General features: G+C 63.7%; 15 protein-coding genes. 7 read left to right on the forward strand and 8 right to left on the reverse strand.

The genetic code is table 11. The annotated features are described in order from the left end of the window. Positions 1-367 precede the first annotated feature (367 nt). On the reverse strand, positions 368-2575 hold the full coding sequence (gene katG / locus ACR0JC_RS18260; RefSeq protein ID WP_170342454.1) for a catalase/peroxidase HPI: 2208 nt from the start codon (positions 2573-2575) through the stop codon (positions 368-370). Positions 2576-2879: 304 nt separating this feature from the next. Between katG and ACR0JC_RS18265 the strand changes: the two genes are divergently transcribed. After that, positions 2880-4499, forward strand: a complete 1620-nt coding sequence (locus ACR0JC_RS18265; RefSeq protein WP_170342458.1) for a GMC family oxidoreductase — start codon at positions 2880-2882, stop codon at positions 4497-4499. Here the strand turns inward: ACR0JC_RS18265 and ACR0JC_RS18270 are convergent, their stop codons facing one another. Then, positions 4500-5360, reverse strand: a complete 861-nt coding sequence (locus tag ACR0JC_RS18270; RefSeq protein ID WP_480764006.1) for an SDR family oxidoreductase — start codon at positions 5358-5360, stop codon at positions 4500-4502. Between the two features lie 87 nt (positions 5361-5447). On the opposite strand from ACR0JC_RS18270, the gene ACR0JC_RS18275 reads away from it, so the two are divergent. Beyond that, positions 5448-6083, forward strand: coding sequence for a class I SAM-dependent DNA methyltransferase (locus tag ACR0JC_RS18275; RefSeq protein ID WP_480764007.1), 636 nt, complete (start codon positions 5448-5450; stop codon positions 6081-6083). Between the two features lie 6 nt (positions 6084-6089). Here the strand turns inward: ACR0JC_RS18275 and ACR0JC_RS18280 are convergent, their stop codons facing one another. From ACR0JC_RS18280 to ACR0JC_RS18290, 3 genes are read right to left on the reverse strand one after another with little or no spacing between them, the layout of a single operon-like run. Next, positions 6090-6869, reverse strand: coding sequence for a carnitinyl-CoA dehydratase (locus tag ACR0JC_RS18280; RefSeq protein ID WP_480764008.1), 780 nt, complete (start codon positions 6867-6869; stop codon positions 6090-6092). A 2-nt stretch (positions 6870-6871) separates the two neighbouring features. Further along, positions 6872-8929, reverse strand: coding sequence for an acetate--CoA ligase family protein (locus tag ACR0JC_RS18285; RefSeq protein ID WP_170342466.1), 2058 nt, complete (start codon positions 8927-8929; stop codon positions 6872-6874). Positions 8930-8931: 2 nt separating this feature from the next. After that, on the reverse strand, positions 8932-10092 hold the full coding sequence (locus tag ACR0JC_RS18290; protein WP_170342468.1) for an acyl-CoA dehydrogenase family protein: 1161 nt from the start codon (positions 10090-10092) through the stop codon (positions 8932-8934). Between the two features lie 78 nt (positions 10093-10170). Between ACR0JC_RS18290 and ACR0JC_RS18295 the strand changes: the two genes are divergently transcribed. Next, positions 10171-11118, forward strand: a complete 948-nt coding sequence (locus ACR0JC_RS18295) for a GlxA family transcriptional regulator (protein WP_170342471.1) — start codon at positions 10171-10173, stop codon at positions 11116-11118. Here ACR0JC_RS18295 and ACR0JC_RS18300 read toward each other — a convergent pair. Both ACR0JC_RS18300 and ACR0JC_RS18305 read right to left on the reverse strand, forming a co-directional pair. Further along, complete coding sequence (locus ACR0JC_RS18300; protein WP_170342473.1) at positions 11115-12104, reverse strand: sterol desaturase family protein; 990 nt, start codon at positions 12102-12104, stop codon at positions 11115-11117. The two genes, ACR0JC_RS18295 and ACR0JC_RS18300, sit on opposite strands and share 4 nt — an antisense overlap. Positions 12105-12132: 28 nt before the next feature. Further along, entirely contained in the window at positions 12133-12888 is a 756-nt protein-coding gene (locus ACR0JC_RS18305) for a class II aldolase and adducin N-terminal domain-containing protein (RefSeq protein ID WP_170342475.1), read from the reverse strand. A gap of 114 nt (positions 12889-13002) precedes the next feature. On the opposite strand from ACR0JC_RS18305, the gene ACR0JC_RS18310 reads away from it, so the two are divergent. Beyond that, positions 13003-13887, forward strand: a complete 885-nt coding sequence (locus tag ACR0JC_RS18310; RefSeq protein WP_170342477.1) for a LysR substrate-binding domain-containing protein — start codon at positions 13003-13005, stop codon at positions 13885-13887. A 3-nt stretch (positions 13888-13890) separates the two neighbouring features. On the opposite strand, the gene ACR0JC_RS18315 is transcribed toward ACR0JC_RS18310, so the two are convergent. Continuing rightward, complete coding sequence (locus ACR0JC_RS18315) at positions 13891-14316, reverse strand: VOC family protein (RefSeq protein WP_170342883.1); 426 nt, start codon at positions 14314-14316, stop codon at positions 13891-13893. A gap of 127 nt (positions 14317-14443) precedes the next feature. On the opposite strand from ACR0JC_RS18315, the gene ade reads away from it, so the two are divergent. The 3 genes from ade to ACR0JC_RS18330 all read left to right on the forward strand — a co-directional run bounded on the left by ade (position 14444) and on the right by ACR0JC_RS18330 (position 18124). Next, the gene (gene ade / locus ACR0JC_RS18320) at positions 14444-16246 is read left to right on the forward strand and encodes an adenine deaminase (RefSeq protein ID WP_170342479.1); all 1803 of its coding nucleotides are present in this window, start codon (positions 14444-14446) and stop codon (positions 16244-16246) included. Continuing rightward, positions 16243-17706 (forward strand): AMP nucleosidase, encoded by a 1464-nt coding sequence (locus tag ACR0JC_RS18325; protein WP_170342481.1) that lies wholly within the window; start codon positions 16243-16245, stop codon positions 17704-17706. Before ade ends, ACR0JC_RS18325 begins: the two co-directional genes overlap by 4 nt. Positions 17707-17836: 130 nt before the next feature. Beyond that, a complete protein-coding gene (locus ACR0JC_RS18330; RefSeq protein WP_170340577.1) occupies positions 17837-18124 on the forward strand; it encodes an HU family DNA-binding protein in 288 nt (95 codons plus the stop codon). Positions 18125-18231 lie beyond the last annotated feature (107 nt).

Raw genomic sequence — 18231 nt, forward strand, 5'->3', positions numbered from 1 at the left:
CCGGTCTCTCCCAGGCGTCTCAACCGTCTTTCCAGTCCGTCAGGCCGTCACTCCGACCAACCAACACCGCCTCAGCAGCGCCGGTGAAGGGGTATTTACGGATTAGGTCCGGGACCTGCAACCCCCATTTTGAAAAAACTTCGCAATTCTCGGCGGAATCTTTCCTGTGTTAATAAAAACAATAGGTTAGATTAATAATTCCCACGGTATTCCCCATTTTTGCGGTATGCGCCGCCCATTTTTCAGGGTCCCTCTACGCGGTGTGGATGGAATCGTCGCCGCGCGTCTTGGCAAGACCAGGACTCGGGCACGACAAACGCCGCCACGGTTTCCCGTGGCGGCGTTGATCATGGGAGCTGCTCCGCCCTCAAGTCAGGTCGAAGCGGTCCGCGTTCATCACCTTGGTCCACGCCGACACGAAGTCACCAACGAATTTAGCGTCGGCATCTTTCTGGCCGTAAACCTCGGCCAGAGCCCGGAGTTGTGAATTGGAACCGAATACCAGGTCCACCCGGGTTCCGGTCCACTTCACTTCACCCGAAGCCCGATCCCGGCCTTCATACACTCCTTTGGCGTCTGCCGCCGGCTTCCATTCGGTGCGCATGTCCAGCAGATTGACAAAGAAGTCATTGCTCAGAACCCCGACCCGGTCTGTCAGGACGCCATGCGCCGTGCCACCGAAATTCGCACCGAGAACGCGCATACCGCCGACCAGGACGGTCATTTCGGGTGCCGACAGAGTCAACAGTTGCGCCTTGTCCACCAGCAACTCTTCAGGAGACACGCTGTACTCCTTGCGCTGGTAATTCCGGAACCCATCCGCGATCGGTTCAAGCGGGGCGAAGGATTCGGCATCGGTCTGGTCCTGCGTGGCATCCGTACGGCCGGGTGCAAACGGAACATCGATGTCATGCCCAGCAGCCTTGGCAGCCTTTTCGATCGCCGCAACGCCGCCCAGCACGATTACATCCGCAAGCGAAACCTTCTTGTTGCCGGACTGCGCGGCATTGAACTCGGCTTGCACCGCCGTCAAAGCATCCAGCGCCTTGGACAGTTTCTCGGGCTCGTTGACGTCCCAGTCCTTCTGGGGCGCTAGCCGGATGCGGGCACCGTTGGCGCCACCGCGCTTGTCCGAGCCGCGGAAGGTCGAAGCCGAGGCCCATGCCGTCGCGACCAGTTCCGACACCGACAGGCCACAAGCCAGCAGCCGGGCTTTTAGGTCGGCCACGTCTGCGGCATCGATCAGATCATGGTCCACCGCCGGCACGTTGTCCTGCCAGATGAGCTCTTCGGCCGGCGCCTCGGGGCCGATGTAGCGCGCCTTTGGCCCTATATCGCGATGGGTCAGCTTGAACCAAGCGCGCGCGAAGGCGTCGGCGAACTCGTCGGGGTTTTCGTGGAACCGCTTCGAGATCGGCCCATAGATCGGATCCATGCGCATCGCCATGTCGGCGGTGGTCATCATCGTCTTGACCTTTTTCGACGGATCATGCGCAGCTGGTGCCATGTCCTCTTCCTTGACGCCGACCGGCTCCCAGATCCACGCTCCGGCAGGGCTTTTGGTCAGGTTCCAGTCATAACCGAACAGAAGGTCGAAATAGCCATTGTCCCACTTGATCGGGTTCGCGGTCCAGGCGCCCTCGATTCCGCTGGTCGTGGTGTCGTCACCCTTGCCTGTGCCGAACTTGTTGATCCAGCCAAAGCCCATCTCTTCGATCGGCGCGGCCTCGGGTTCGGGGCCGACCAGAGCCGGGTCCCCTGCACCATGCGCCTTGCCGAATGTGTGGCCACCGGCAACCAGTGCGACGGTCTCTTCATCGTTCATTGCCATCCGGGCAAAGGTGTCGCGAATGTCACGGCCCGAGGCCAGCACGTCCGGCTCTCCGTCCGGGCCTTCGGGGTTCACATAGATCAGGCCCATCTGCACGGCGGCCAGCGGATCTTCCAGATCGCGCTCGCCCGAGTAGCGGCTGTGCGGGTTTTCGGTCGGGGCCAGCCATTCGGTCTCGGCTCCCCAGTAGATGTCCTCCTCGGGCGCCCAGATATCTTCCCGGCCGCCGGCAAAGCCGAAGGTCTTGCCGCCCATCGATTCAATGGCGCAGTTGCCGGCCAGAATCATCAGGTCGGCCCACGAAATCTGGTTGCCGTATTTCTGCTTGATCGGCCACAGCAGACGACGGGCCTTGTCGAGGTTGCCGTTGTCCGGCCAGCTGTTGAGCGGCGCGAACCGCTGGTTCCCGGTCGAGGCGCCGCCCCGCCCGTCAGCCGTCCGGTAGGTGCCGGCGCTGTGCCAGGCCATGCGGATGAACAGACCGCCATAATGGCCGTAATCCGCCGGCCACCAATCCTGCGAATCCGTCATCAGGTCATACAAGTCCTGTTTCAACGCGTCATAGTCGATCTTCTTGAACGCGTCGGCATAGTTGAAATCGGCCCCCAGCGGACTGCCGGCCGGCTGGTGCTGGTGCAGGATCGCCAGGTTCAGCTGGTTGGGCCACCAGTCCCGGTTCGATCGGGTTCCGGCGCCGTGCATGATAGGGCATTTGCCCGTGTTGGGGTTGTCGCTTCCGTCCATCTCAATCTCCGATCCTGGCTGGTGTCAGTCTGTTTGCGAGGCAACCGTGCGTATGGCACGTCAAAAAGGGGCGGACCGCAGTCCGCTGGAATACCCCGAGTCATAGCAAATCCCTGTCATGAGAAAAAATTTTGTTTTTGGATTGATTTGATAGGTATTGATTATGGCTCTGCCATGATCTTTCAAACCGATCCCCATCCACATGACGCTGCGTTCCCCGCCGCCCCGATTGCGTTTTGCCGCCGGTGCTTCAAACTGCGGGCCGTGACGCGTGACACCGCGCGGGCCACAGGGGAGGATCGCCATGCAATTCGACTACGTCATCGTCGGCGGAGGGTCCGCGGGGTGTGTGCTGGCCAACCGTCTGAGCGCCAATCCGGGCACGCGGGTCTGCCTGCTTGAGGCGGGCGGGGGCGGGAACGGCATTCTGGTGCGGATGCCTGCCGGTGTGGTCGCCATGCTGCCGGGGCGACCCAAGATCAACAACTGGGCCTTTGAAACGGTGCCGCAACCGGGGTTGAACGGCCGTAAGGGCTATCAGCCGCGTGGCCGGGCCTTGGGCGGGTCCAGCGCGATCAACGCAATGCTCTATGTACGCGGGCAGCGGCAGGATTATGACGGCTGGGCCGATCTGGGCTGCGAGGGCTGGGACTGGGACAGCGTTCTGCCCTATTTCAAACGGTCCGAGAACAACGAACGCGGCGCGGATGACCTGCATGGCGCCGACGGCCCGCTTCAGGTGTCGGAGCAGAAAGAAGAACGCCCGATCACGCGCGCCTTCGTCGAGGCCGCCGCCCAGTCGCAACACAAGGTGACCGACGATTTCAATCGTGGCGACAACGAAGGCGCGGGGCTGTACCAGGTCACCCAGTTCCATGACCCCGCCAAAAACGGCGAGCGGTGCTCGGCCGCCGCAGCCTATCTGTTTCCAGTCATGGACCGGCCCAACCTGACGGTCATCACCGGGGCGCAGGCGCGCGAGATCACCTTTGACAGCCACCGCGCCACGGGCGTGATTTATCGCCAGGGCGGCAAAGGCGCCGATCTCACCGTCACCGCCACGCGCGAGGTTCTGGTCTGCTCGGGCGCGCTGAAATCGCCGCAACTGCTGCAGCTGTCGGGCATCGGCGACCCCGAGGACCTGAGCCCGCATGGAATCGCCGTCCGCCACGCGCTGCCGGGCGTGGGCAAGAACCTGCAGGATCACCTGGATTTCATCCTGGCCTACAAGACAAAGGACACCGACAATTTCGGCATCGGCGCCGCCGGTACGGTGGGGCTGATCAAACACCTCATGCGGTGGCGCAAGACCGGGGTGTCGATGGCGGCCACCCCCTTTGCGGAAGGCGCGGCCTTTCTGAAGACCTCTCCCGATCTGGACCGCCCCGACATCCAGCTGCATTTCACCATCGCGCTTGTGGACGACCACGCGCGCAAACTGCACCTGGGCTACGGGTTCAGCTGCCATATCTGCAAACTGCGCCCCGAAAGCCGCGGCACCGTCTCGCTGCACAGCGCAGACCCCTTTGCCGCCCCGGCGATCGACCCGGCCTTTCTGTCCGACCCGCGCGATCTGGACACGATGATCAAGGGCGCGCGGATGACGCGCGAAATCCTCGAGGCACCGGCCCTCGCCAAATACCGCCACAAGGAAATGTTCGGCACCGACACCGCCCGGACCGACCCGGATTGGGAAGGCCATATCCGCGCGCGGGCCGATACGATCTATCACCCCGTGGGCACCTGCAAGATGGGGGTGGACGATTTGGCAGTGGTCGATCCGCATCTGCGCGTGCGTGGGCTGCAGGGGCTGCGGGTGGTCGATGCCTCGGTCATGCCGACGCTGGTCTCGGGCAACACCAACGCCCCCACGATCATGATCGCGGAAAAGGCCGCCGACATGATCCTGGCGGATGTGGTCTGATCAGTCGCCGTTCAACGCCTGATCCGCGTGCAGCGCCTCAAGGCCCACGCGGTAGTTGGGATATTTCAACGTCACGCCCAGATCGGTCTTGATCCGGTCGTTCCGAACGCGCTTGTTCTCGTTGTAGAAACTGCGGGCCATCGGCGTCAGGTCGGCCGTGTCGAAATCCACCGCAGGCGGCAGCGGCAGGCCCTGAAGTTGCGCGGCATAGCCGATCACGTCCTGTGGCGGCACCGGTTCGTCATCGCATACATTGTAGATCGCGCCCGGATCAGGACGTCGCATCGACGCCTCGAGCACCTGTGCGATGTCATCCACATGAATGCGCGAAAACACCTGCCCCGGCTTGATGATCCGCCGCAGACCGCCTTTTTTCAGCTTGGAAAACGGCCCCCGGCCCGGCCCGTAGATGCCCGCAAGGCGAAAGATGTGCAGCGGCAGGCCGGGGATCGCGGTCCAGTCCTGCTCAGCCTGCAACCGCCAGCGCCCGCGCTCGGCCGTCGGGGTCGCCGGCGTGGTTTCATCGACCCAGCCCCCCTTGTGGTCGCCATAGACGGCGGTGGTCGACAGGTACCCGACCCAGTCGAACTGCCCGGCGCGGGCGGCGATCTCATCCCGCAGGGCGGCCAGAACCGGATCTCCCTTGGCCGTGGGCGCGGTCGAAATCAGCAGATGCGTGACCCCGTCCAGATTGGGGGCCTCGCCCGGCCAGACCAGCGGTTCGGCCCCGGCAGCGCGGATGGCGTCCTTCTCGGCGGCATCGCGGGTGGTTCCGACGATGCGCCAACCCTTGGGGGCCAGCCGGCGCGACAGGGCGCGGGCGGTATAGCCGTGCCCGAATGAAAAAAGCGTTCCAGTCATGGCCCCTTGATGAGCGCGCCGCGGGCGGGATGCAAGCGCCGGATGGACGCACTTGATTCGAATCCCCGCCTGCGCCTTCATGGTGTCATGAGTGATGACAAACCCAGCCTGCACGCGGCCTATGCGCTGAAAACTCCGGCAGACAACAAACGGCTCTATGCCGAATGGGCCGGAGATTACGATCGCGGATTCGCCGCGCGCGAGGATTACCAGTTGCATGTTCACACCGCCCGCGCTTTTGTCGGCGCCGGGGGACAGGGTCCGGTGCTGGATGTGGGCGCGGGAACCGGCCTGTGCGGCGCGGTTCTGGCCGATCTGGGTGTGGGGCCGATCGATGCCACCGACATCAGTGCCGAGATGCTGGACAAGGCGATGCGCAAGGACATCTACCGCGACGCGATCGAGGCCGACCTGAACGAGGGCATCCCCGTTCCGCGCGACAGTTATTCGGGCATCGTGTCGTCGGGTACCTTCACCCACGGCCATCTGGGCCCCGAGGTTCTGCCGGCCCTGCTGCGGGTGGCTCGGCCCGGGGCACAATTCGCCTTTTCGATCAACGCCAAACACTTCGAGGCGCTGGGATTTGCAACCGCCTTCGACAAGCTGCAGGCCGAGGGCTGGATGGAACATCTGGCTCTGACCACGGTCCGCATCTACGGCGATCTGGCCGCCGGCCCCAACAAGGACGACACCGCGCTGATCGCCCTGTTCGAGAAAACCTGAACCGCCTCAGCGGCCTTTCCAGACCGGGTCACGCTTTTCGGCGAAGGCGTGGGCGCCTTCCAGATTGTCCTCGGAGCCATAGAGCACATCGACCGTCCGCAGTTGCCGCTTGGTAATACGGTTCATGATGTCCTGGAACTTGGAATCTTCGGCCTCGCGCACGATCTCCTTGATCGCGGCATAGACCAGCGGCGGGCCGCTTGCCAGCAGGCGCGCCAGTTCCCATGCCCGGTCCATCAACTGGTCAGCCGGGACGATCTCGTTGACTAGCCCCCAGCGATGCGCCTCTTCGGCGTCGAACCAGCGGCCGGTCAGCAGCAGTTCCATCGCAATGTGATAGGGGATGCGCTTGGGAAGCTTGACGCTGGCCGCGTCCGCCACCGTGCCCGAGCGGATTTCCGGCAGGGCAAAAGTGGCGTGATCGGCGGCCAGAATCATGTCGGCGCTCAGGGCCAGCTCCAGCCCGCCGCCGCAGGCAATCCCGTTCACGGCGGCAATCACCGGCTTGTTCATGTCGCGCAACTCCTGCAGGCCGCCGAAACCGCCAACGCCGTAATCGCCGTCCACCGCATCGCCTTCGGCTGCGGCCTTCAGGTCCCAGCCTGGGCAGAAGAACTTCTCGCCGCCCCCCGTCAGGATCGCCACCCGCAGGTCGGGGTCATCGCGAAAGTCGCGGAAGACCTCGCCCATCACACGGCTGGTCGCCAAGTCGATCGCGTTCGCCTTGGGCCGGTCCAACGTGACCTGAAGGATTGCACCATCGCGGTAGGTTTTGATCGGGTTCATGGTCATGCCTTTCGGATCAGGGCATCAACGGCGACCACACTGTCGGCCGCGCAGATGAGAGGGTTGATTTCAACTTCGTCCACGACCGCCGCGTTGGCAATGACGTAGTTCTGCACCGCCATGGCCACCCGCACGACCGCATCGATATCCACGCCGGGCTTGCCCCGATATCCGCTCAACACGGGCGCACAGGCCAGCTTGCCCAGCGCGTCGCGGACCGCAGACGGCGTGGACGGGATCAGGATCGAGGTCGAGTCGCGCAGGATCTCGGTCAGAACCCCACCCGCCCCAAGGGTCAGCACATAGCCATGCGCCGGGTCGCGGGTGACGCCGATCAACAGCTCGACAATCCCGGCCGGGGCCATTTCCTCGACCAGAACCTCATCGGTGCCGATTGATCTCGCGACCTCGGGCAGATCTTGTCCAGAAACGCCCAGCCGCACCGCGCCATGTTCGGATTTGTGCGCCAGGCCAACGCCTTTCACCGCAAAGGACCCGCTCAGACCGTCCACCGCCTTTTCCGCCCGATCCGCCCGCGCGACGACCGAGCGGGGAATCGGCACGCCGCAAGCGGCCAGTTCGGCCTTGGCCTGGGCCTCGGTCAGAGCGGTTGTGGCCGCATTGGCGGCGGGCAGCAGAACCGGCTCCTGCGGTTGGGGATGCGGGCGGGCCGCAGCGCGTGTCGCCGCCAGCGCCTCACGCAGCCCGGCAAAGGGCACGACACCGCCCGCCATCAACCGCTCGGCTACGTCCTCGGGCATCAGTTCCGGCAAGGTCGCGGCCACGGCAAAGGGACGACCGGTTTCGCTTGCGCAGGTCAACGCCGCACGGGTGGCGCAGTCCCAATCGGCGGCATCGGTGTGAGGGTAGTCAACGATCGAGATCGTCATCGCCACATGCGGCCCCGTCATCGCCGACCACGCTCGTGCCATCGCGTCAGCGTCGCGCCAGATATAGGTGTGGTAGTCCAGTGGATTGGCCAGCGCCACCATCGGCCCCAGCGCCGCGCGCAGGCCCGAAACCTGATCTACGGTGAGCGGCGGAAAGTGCAGGCCGGTTCCTTCGGCCATGTCGGCGGCCAAGCTGGCCTCGCCACCGGAACAGCTGATCGTCGCCACTCCTGTCCCGTCCAGCGGCCCGGTGACATGCAACAGTTTCAGTGTTTCCAGAAACGCGGGCACGTCCCCCAGCCGCGCGATTCCCAACCGATCCAGAAATGCTTGCGCCCCGGCATCACCCCCCGCCAGCGAGGCGGTGTGCGAAATGGTCGCCGCCTGCGCCTGAGCTGACCGCCCCACCTTGAGCGCCACGATCGGTATGCCCCGGTCACGCGCTTTGGCCGCCAGCGCCTCCCATTTGCGTAGGTCGCCGAAGCCTTCGACATGCAGGCCGATGGCGGTGATCCGGTCATCATCCAGCAGCGCCATCGCGATTTCGGCCTGATGGGTTTGCGCCTGATTCCCGCAGGTCAGCATGAAGGCCAGCGGCAGCGCCCGGCGCTGCATGGTCATGTTGATGGCGATGTTTGAGCTTTGCGTCAGGATCGCAACGCCCCTTTCCACCGGGCGCATGCCGTGCTGGTCGGGCCAGATCGCCACCCGGTCCAGACCGTTGACGAAGCCGTAACAGTTGGGACCGAGGATCGGCATGTCCCCCGCTGCAGTTACAAGCTGCACCTGCAAGTCGGCCCCATCAGCGTCCTCGGCCTGCGCCTCGGTAAAGCCCGAGGCGAAACACACCGCGCCGCCCGCGCCGATGCGGGACAGAGCCTCGACCGCCTCGATGGTGGCGCGGCGATTGATGCCGACAAAGGCCGCGTCGGGCGCTTGGGGCAGGTCTTCGACCCTGGCAAAGACGCGCTCGCCCGCCACCTCGTCGGCCTTGGGATGCACCGGCCAGACCGGGCCGGTGAAGCCCAGTTTCCGCACCTGGCGAATAACCTCGGCGCACCATGCGCCCCCACCGATCACCGCCAGCGAACGGAACCCCAGCATCCGCCTCAGCGCGGCGAGCTTTCCCGGCGCGAGCGCATCCGCCGCGCCGCTCAGGCCCGGCGGCATCTTCACGCCCCCAACGCGCGCAGCAGGTCGCGGCTGATGATGTGGCGCTGGATCTCGCTGGTGCCGTCCCAGATCCGCTCGACCCGAGCATCGCGCCAGAAGCGTTCCAGCGGATAGTCATCCATCAGACCCATTCCGCCATGCACCTGGATCGCCGCATCGGTCACCCGCGCCAGCATTTCCGAGGCATGGAGCTTGGCCGAGGCGATCTCGCGATTGGCGGGCAGGCCCTTGTCCAGCCGGTCGGCGGCGGCCAGGGTCAGCAGGTCGGCGGCGTCGATCTCGGTGATCATATCGGCGATCTGAAAGCTGACGCCCTGAAACTTGCCGATCTTCTGGCCGAACTGTTCGCGCGTGGCGGCATAGTCCAGCGCATAGTCGAAAGCCCGCCGCGCCCGACCCACGCACATGGCCGCCACGGTGATGCGGGTGGCATACAGCCAGGTGTTCATCACCTCGAACCCGTCATCGACCTCGCCCAGCACCTGTGCATCCGGCAGGCGGCAGTCGTCGAAGTCCAGCACCATATTCTTGTAACCGCGATGGCTGACCGACTTGTAGCCGTCGCGGATGGTGAAGCCCGGCGTGCCGCGATCGACCAGAAAGGCGGTGATGCGCTTTTTGGGGCCTTTCGGCGTCTGATCCTCGCCCGTGGCGATGAAGACGATGATGAAATCGGCATGTTCCGCGCCCGAGATGAAATGCTTGGTGCCATTTACCACCCAATCGCCGCCATCGCGCACGGCCGAGCATTTCATGCCCCGCACGTCCGAACCCGCGCCCGGTTCGGTCATCGCCAGCGCGTCCATCTTTTCGCCACGCACGGCGGGCATCAGATAGCGTTCGATCTGATCGCCCTGACAGGCCATCAGGATGTTCTGCGGCCGCCCGAAGAAATGGTTCAGTGCCATCGACCCGCGCCCCAACTCGCGCTCGACCAGCGCGAATTCCAAGTGGTTCAACCCGGCACAGCCGACGCTTTCGGGGAAGTTGCAGGCATAGAAGCCCAGCTCGATCGTCTTGCGCTTGATCTCGTCAGCGATCTCTTTCGGCACCTCGCCGGTGCGTTCAACCAGCTCTTCGTGGGGATAGATTTCCTTTTCCACAAAGCTGCGGACGGTCGAGACGATCATCTCCTGCTCGTCGGTCAGGCCATATTGCATCGCGGGTCTCCGATTCCTGGGCGTGCGACAATCCTGACGCGGCTTGAGGTCTCAATAATGCAGAACTAGACTTCAATCATGCAGAAATGGACCAAATCACCCGCCGCACCGCAGCGATTCGGGGTACTTCTGTTCGACGGGTTCTCGAACCATTGCCTGGCCAATGCGGTCGAGCCGCTGCGCGCGGCCAACACGCTGTCGGGGCAGCGACTGTATGACTGGCAATTCCTGTCACTGGATCCGAGGCCGGTCACGTCGTCCTCAGGGTTGCAGGTGGCGCCCCATGCGGCGCTTACGGATGCGAATGGGGATATGCTGCTGGTGATGCCCTCCTACGGGTTTCAAGCACACGGTGGTTGGCGCACCCAGGCGGGGTTGCGTGCGGCGACGCGGCGCTTTCGCACCCTCGCCGGGCTGGACACCGGCAGTTGGCTGCTGGCCCAGGCCGGATTGCTGAACGGCCACCGCGCCACGATCCATTGGGAGGAACTGACCGCGTTCACCGAGCGATTCCCCGAAGTCGAGACCTGCCGCGAGCGCTATGTCATCGACGGTGACCGCATCACCTGCTCGGGCGCCATGGCCGCCTTTGATCTGGTGATGCACCTGATCGGGCAGGATCACGGTCAGGCGCTGGCACTGGAAGTCGCGCAGCTGTTCATGACGCGCGACTCCGCCCGGTCACATTCCGGCGGCGCAGGCTCGGCCAGTTCGCATGTCAACAAGGCGCTGGCACTGATGCAGGAAAATCTCGAGACCCCTCTGCCGATCCCCGAGATCGCCCGGCGCGTGGGACGGTCGCAAAAAGCACTGGAATCCCGGATGCGGGCGGACTTGGGGGCCGGGCCGGCTAAGGTCTATCGTCGGATGCGTCTGAACCTTGCGCGCAAGCTGGCCGCGGAAACCGACCTGAGTATCGCCGAAATCGCTCTGCGCGCGGGCTATGAAGACCCCAGCGCGCTGACCCGCGCCTTTCGGGCCGAGTTCGGTCTCAGTCCACGAGCCCTGCGCAGCCGGTCCGGCTAGGTATACATCTGTTTCTTGTAGGCCCGCGTCCGCGTCGTCGCCTCGGCCGACCCGTCGTGGTAGGTGCCGAACCACTTGTCGAACGGGATCTCGGACGTGCCGTAGTTGCACTCGAAATACCGGTGGTGCAGCTGGTGAAAGAAATCGCCTGCCCGCGCGGCATCCGTGTCCCCTGCTTTCAGCTTTTCGAACCCCGAATGGGACAGGACCGGGCTGATCTGCTGGAAATAGACATGAAACAGCAGATGCAACGGGTTTGAGGGCACGATCAGGTGGATGAAATAGGTCGTGAAATACAGCAGGTTCTCGTACCAGTGGTTCGAGATGCCCGACCACGGCCCAACATTGACGTTGCGGTGATGAACGGCGTGCACATGCTTGTACAGTTTCGGGTGATGCTCCAGCCGGTGCACCCAATAGAAATGCAGACCCGACCACATCGGAATGAACAGCATCCAGACCACGCACCAGACCGGCGCGCTGGCCCAAGTGACCGTTGGCGCATACCCGTTGGCCATCGCCCAGTAGATACCCCATTGATAGACGGTCGCCACCGTCATGGCGCTGCCCAGGGTCCACCAGATGTTGTCCCAGACCTGATTGCGGAAGGTGAAGGTTCCGTTGTCGCGGGTCAGGTCGCGACGATCGAACTTTTTGTACATACCCTGCCCCTTGCGCATGTAGAGCCACCAGTGCAGCCCACCCGCAACAAGGATCTGAGGCACCATGTTCAGCAGCCAGACGCGGAACATCCAGCCCGGCGCAAAGCTTTGCATCGCCTCGAGCGGCGGCAGGAAAAGCACATAAGCCGTCAGCGCCAGCCCCATGCACAGGGTCAGCGCGGTGATCTGCAACCACGCACCGCTGTACCATTTCACAACCGCGATCGGTCTGGGCGGCCAGCTGAACAGAGGGTTCAACGCCACAGGGTCAGACGGCCGGTAGTGCCAGCGGGCGGCTTCGGGATCTTGCGAGATATCGGTCATGGCGTCACCTCCGGGGCAAGAAACGGGGTCAGGTGGCGTAGTCCGAGCCTTCGGCATCCAAAACGGCCTTGATCTCGCGCAGATGGGCAGCGGCCTGATCGGGATAGTCATCCAGCTCCTGCGCGGTCTTTTCCGCGATTTCATCCGACAGCACCCGCAATGGCTGGCCCGTCTGAAGGGCGCGGATATACGTCTCGGCGGCGCGCTCGAAATAATAGAGTCTGTTAAAGGCATCTGCCGCGTCGCTGCCGATCACCAGCACCCCGTGGTTGCCCATGATCATGACTTTCTTGGCCGGGTCCTGCAGCATTGTCGCGCAACGCTCACCCTCGCTTTCAAAAGCCAAACCGCCGAATTCGTCATCAATGACATAGCGGTTGAAAAAGGTTGCAGTGTTCTGGTCGATCGGCGGCAGGTTGCTGTCGGCCAAGGAGGCCAGGACGGTCGCAAAGATCGAATGCACATGCATCACGCAACGCGCATGCGGGCATTTCCGGTGAATCGAACCATGCAGCCCCCATGCAGTGGGATCCGGTGCGCCCGGCTTGCGCATCGTGTCGGGATCGTTGGCATCCAGCAGCAGAAGGTCCGAGGCGCGGATGCGCGCGAAATGCATCTGGTTCGGGTTCATCAGGAACTGCGTGCCATCCTCGTTCACGGCAAGGCTGAAGTGATTGGCGACCGCTTCGTGCATGTTCGACCGCTCGGTCCAGCGGAAGGCGGCGGCCATGTCCACGCGCTCCTGCCAATGGTCGATATTCGGTTTCAAACTGGTGACGCTCATCCGGGGGCTCCATTCGGCTTGGACAGGTGGCTGGTGAAAACCGTGCCGGGCCGGGGCGCAATTGACCAACGAAAAAATTGGCGTTTTGGCATTAGCTGAACTTATGATTGGATTATGAAACCCCGGACTCCGCTTCCCCCGCTTGGCTGGCTGCGCACCTTCGAGGCCGCGGCCCGCCACCTGTCCTTCACCGGCGCGGCGCGCGATCTGAACATGACGCAAAGCGCCGTCAGCCAGCAGATCAAATCGCTGGAGGGATATTTAGGCCAACCTCTGTTTCACCGCCGTCCCCGCGCATTGGAACTGACCGAGGCCGGCATCACCTATCTGCCCGTGGTGCGCGAGGCGTTCCGAACGTTGGTGCGCGGCACCCAGGCCGTAACCGGGCAGCAGGAAAATACCGTACAGGTGCAGTGCAACATCACCTTTTCGGTGAACTGGCTGGCCCCCCGCCTGCCCGCGTTCCGTGCGCTGCACCCCGATGTCCACCTGAACATCTTCACCGAGTTGTGGGAGCCGCGCGAGATGGCCGAAGGCGCGGCGGTCGAGATCCGCTATTCCCTGCGCCCGGCCGACACGGTCCGCACCGAGCTTTTGCGCAGCGATCACTACTACCCCGTCTGTGCCCCCGACTATCCGGTCACGCTGGAAAACCTTCAGCAGCAACCGCTGTATGATTGCTCAAACCTGCTGTCGAACTGGGCCAGCTGGGCCGAAGATCAGGGTCTAAACTGGGAAAATTCGCCGATTACCTATGCCACGACCTATATGGTCGGCCTGTCCGTCGCGATGGCCGGCGGCGGGCTGTGCCTGGCCCATGACACCATCGCAAAGCGCCTGCTGGATGAAGGCCGCCTGATCGCACCCTTTGAACATCGCGCGCCGATGCCCGAAGCCTATTACCTGCTGCTGTCGCCCCAGGCCGAGGAGACGCCGGGTGCCGTGGCCTTTGCCGAGTGGATCAGGGCGGAAATCGCGGCCGAGCAACACCGCGCCTGACTTTCAGCCGTCTTTGGGGCGGCTGGCAACCCAGGCATAGCCGTTCTCGCACAAAATATAGGTCTCGCGCAGGCCATGGGGCTTGTCGGTCGGCTCCTGCAGCACGACCGCGCCCATGGACCTGGCGCGCTCCGCCGCCTCGTCCGGGTCAGTGTCGTACAGGTGAATCTCGATCCCGCCACCGCGTGGGGGCGTTTCGGGAACCAGCCCCAGCAGCGGGTTGGAATGATAGGTGCCGTCCGAATGCAGCTGAAACACCTGATCGCCATAGGTGACGATGGCAAAATCCGCCGTCACCTGATGGGATTTCAGGCCAAAAACAGTCTCCAAAAAAGCGCATTCCGCCCGCACGTCGCGCACCAGCAGGTTCAGCCCGATCCCGCGCAGGCTGCGGCCGAAACTGTCCGCATCTATGGTTTCGTAATCCATGTCGCTACCAGACCCCGCATCGCAGCGCGGATCAAGCATTTGCTGCCCCGCGCCCGGTCGGATGACTGTTTCATGAAGGTGGCACGGCAGGGGTTGCACCTTCCGATGCATTCGGGAAAGTTGTGCCATGGAATACGCACCCTTCCCCTCTTGGCCCGACGTCGCCCCCCGCCTGATCGCCGTTGCCGCTGGCCGCGAAGCCGCCGACATGGTCATTCGCGGCGGGATCTGGATCAACGTGCACAGCCGCGAGGCGCTGCCCGATCACTCCATCGCCATCGCCGCCGGACGCGTGGCCTATGTCGGCCCCGACGCCAGCCATTGCATCGGCCCCGACACCCAGATCATCGAGGCCAAGGGCCGCTACATGATCCCCGGGCTGTGCGACGCGCATATGCATATCGAATCCGGCATGCTGACCCCGGCAGAGTTCGCCCGCGCGGTGATTCCGCATGGCACCACCTCGATGTTCACCGACCCGCATGAGATCGCCAACGTGCTGGGGCTGGACGGCGTGCGGATGATGCATGACGAGGCGCTGATGCAGCCGGTCAACATCTTCACCCAGATGCCGTCCTGCGCGCCCTCGGCGCCCGGGCTGGAAACCACGAGCTACGAGATCACCGCCGAAGACGTGGCCGAGGCGATGACCTGGCCCGGCATCATCGGGCTGGGCGAGATGATGAACTTTCCCGGTGTGATCAACGCCGACCCCAAGATGCTGGCCGAGATCGCCGCCACCCAGCGCGCGGGCAAGACGGTGGGCGGACACTATGCATCCCCTGATTTAGGGCCTGATTTTGCAGCCTATGTCGCCGGCGGACCGGCGGATGACCACGAAGGCACCTGCGAGGCCGACGCCATTGCCCGCGTGCGGCAGGGAATGCGGTCGATGATGCGGCTGGGCTCGGCCTGGTATGACGTGGAAAGCCAGATCACCGCCGTCACCGAAAAGGGGCTGGACCCGCGCAACTTCATCCTGTGCACCGATGACTGCCACTCGGGCACGCTGGTAAACGAGGGCCACATGAACCGCGTTGTGCGCCATGCCATCGCCTGTGGCTGCGACCCGCTGATCGCGTTGCAGATGGCCACGATCAACACCGCCACCCATTTCGGGCTGGAACGCGAGATCGGCTCGATCACGCCGGGCCGCCGGGCGGACGTGATCCTCAGCTCGGACCTGACCGAACTGCCGATCGAAATGGTCATCGCGCGCGGACAGGTGGTGGCCGAAAATGGCGCGATCACGGTGGATTGCCCGCATTACGACTGGCCCGACCGGGCACGCAACACGGTGCATCTGGGCCATGCCCTGACCGCCGCCGATTTCGAGATCCCCGCGCCAAACGGCGCCAACCGCGTCCGCGCCAACGTGATTGGCGTGGTCGAGAACCAGGCCCCCACCCAGGCGCTGAAAGCCGAGCTGCCGATCATCGGCGGGCTGGTCGAGGGCGAAGGCGATGTCTGCCAGATCGCGCTGGTCGAGCGACACCGGGCCACGGGCGGCGTCACCAACGCCTTCGTCTCGGGCTTTGGCTATCAGGGCCGGATGGCCATGGCCTCGACCGTGGCGCATGACAGCCACCACATGATCGTGGTCGGCACCGACCGCGAGCAGATGGCGCTGGCCGCCAATCGCCTGGCCGAAGTAGGCGGCGGCATCACCATCTTCCGTGATGGCGAAGAACTGGCGCTGGTCGAACTGCCCATCGCAGGCCTGATGTCCGACAGCCCGGCCTCCGACGTCGCGGCCAAGGCGCAGAAGATGGTCGAGGCGATGCAGGCCTGCGGCTGTCAGTTGAACAACGCCTATATGCAGCACTCGCTGCTGGCCCTCGTCGTCATCCCCGAACTGCGGATATCCGATCTGGGACTGGTGGATGTCCGCACATTCGAAAAAATTGACCTTCTGGAACCCCTCGCATGACAAAAATAACAACGCCCGACCCACGGGACCCCGAGATTTTCACCGATGCCGCCGCGGCCGTTGCCCGGCTGGAAGAGTTGTACAACGAAGCCACCGCCTTTCTGTGCGACAGCTTTGCCGAGGCTATGGAAAGCGGCGCGCCCAAGGTCCGTTACAGAGCCTATTACCCGGAAATTCGTATCCGTACGGCGTCCTACGCGCATGTGGACAGCCGCCTGAGTTTTGGTCACGTGTCCGAGCCGGGGGTTCACGCCACCACGGTGACCCGGCCGGATCTGTTCCGGTCCTACCTCACGCAGCAGATCGCGCTGCTGATCAAGAACCACAACCAGCCGGTGACCATCGGCCCCTCGACCACGCCGATGCCGGTGCATTTCGCCGTGGCCGGCAACCCCGATCTGGTAGTGCCGCATCAGGGAGCGGCCGGGTTCACCCTGCGAGACGTGTTCGACGTGCCCGACCTGACCACCACCAATGACGACATCGTCAACGGTGTGCACGAACCGCAGGATGGCGTCGGCCCGCTGGCCTTGTTCACCGCCCAGCGCATCGACTATTCGCTGGCCCGGCTGGCCCATTACACCGCCACCGATCCGGACCATTTCCAGAACCACGTTCTGTTCACCAACTACCAGTTCTACGTTTCGGAATTCGAGAACTACGCCCGCGCGCAACTGGCCGACCCCGACAGCGGCTATACCAGTTTCGTCTCGACCGGGAATGTCGAAATCGCCGACCCCGACGCGCCGCTGGAACAGCCGCTGAAACTGCCGCAGATGCCGACCTATCACCTGAAACGCGCCGACGGGTCGGGGATCACGCTGGTCAATATCGGCGTCGGGCCATCCAACGCCAAGACCGCCACCGACCACATCGCGGTGCTGCGCCCACATGCCTGGCTGATGGTCGGCCACTGCGCGGGGCTGCGCAACACGCAGGCCTTGGGGGATTTCGTGCTGGCCCATGCCTATCTGCGCGAAGACAAGGTGCTGGATGACGATCTGCCCGTCTGGGTGCCGATCCCGCCGCTGGCCGAAGTTCAGGTCGCGCTGGAACGCGCCGTGGCCGAAGTGACCGAGCTGGAAGGTTATGAGCTGAAGCGGATCATGCGCACCGGCACGGTGGCTTCGGTCGACAACCGCAACTGGGAACTGCGCGACCAATCCGGTCCGGTGCAACGGCTGAGCCAGTCGCGCGCCATCGCGCTGGATATGGAAAGCGCCACGATCGCCGCAAACGGCTATCGGTTCCGTGTGCCCTACGGCACTTTGCTGTGCGTGTCCGACAAGCCCCTGCATGGAGAATTGAAGTTGCCCGGCATGGCGTCCGAGTTCTATACAACCCAGGTCAGCCGCCATCTGGCTATCGGAATCCGGGCGATGGAACACCTGCGAGGCATGCCGCTGGAACGTTTGCACAGTCGGAAATTGCGCTCGTTCGACGAAACGGCCTTCCTCTGACGCAAAAAAGCAACGAAATCCCCATATTTTTTGGGGTTTCGGTGCTACTATTCGTTGTGTTCGCCCACAATATCCCGTTACAGTTACGCGGTGAGGCCCAATAGATCGGGCACGTTAAGGAGACCAAGAAATGGCAAAGCCTATGACGAAGACTCAGCTGGTTGCTGCTCTCGCTGAGGAAATGGGAACCGACAAGAAATCCGCGAACGCGGCGCTGGAGGCGATCACTGGCCTGATCACCCGCGAAGTTTCGGCCGGTGGCGCCGTGACCCTGCCGGGCGTCGGCAAGATCTACTGCCGCGAGCGCCCCGAGCGTCAGGTTCGCAACCCGGCCACTGGTGAGACCTTCACCAAAGAAGCCGACAAGGTTGTGAAGATGACCATCGCCAAGGCCCTGAAGGACAGCGTCAACAGCTGATCCGCGCCTTAGGGAAAACGATCAAGGGCCGCGATTTCGCGGCCCTTTTTCTTTGGTATTTGTTTGCCGGGTCCGGCGGGCCGAACCCGGTGTTGGCGTGGGCCGAG

The sequence above is a fragment of the Ruegeria sp. CH5 genome, from assembly GCF_056537025.1.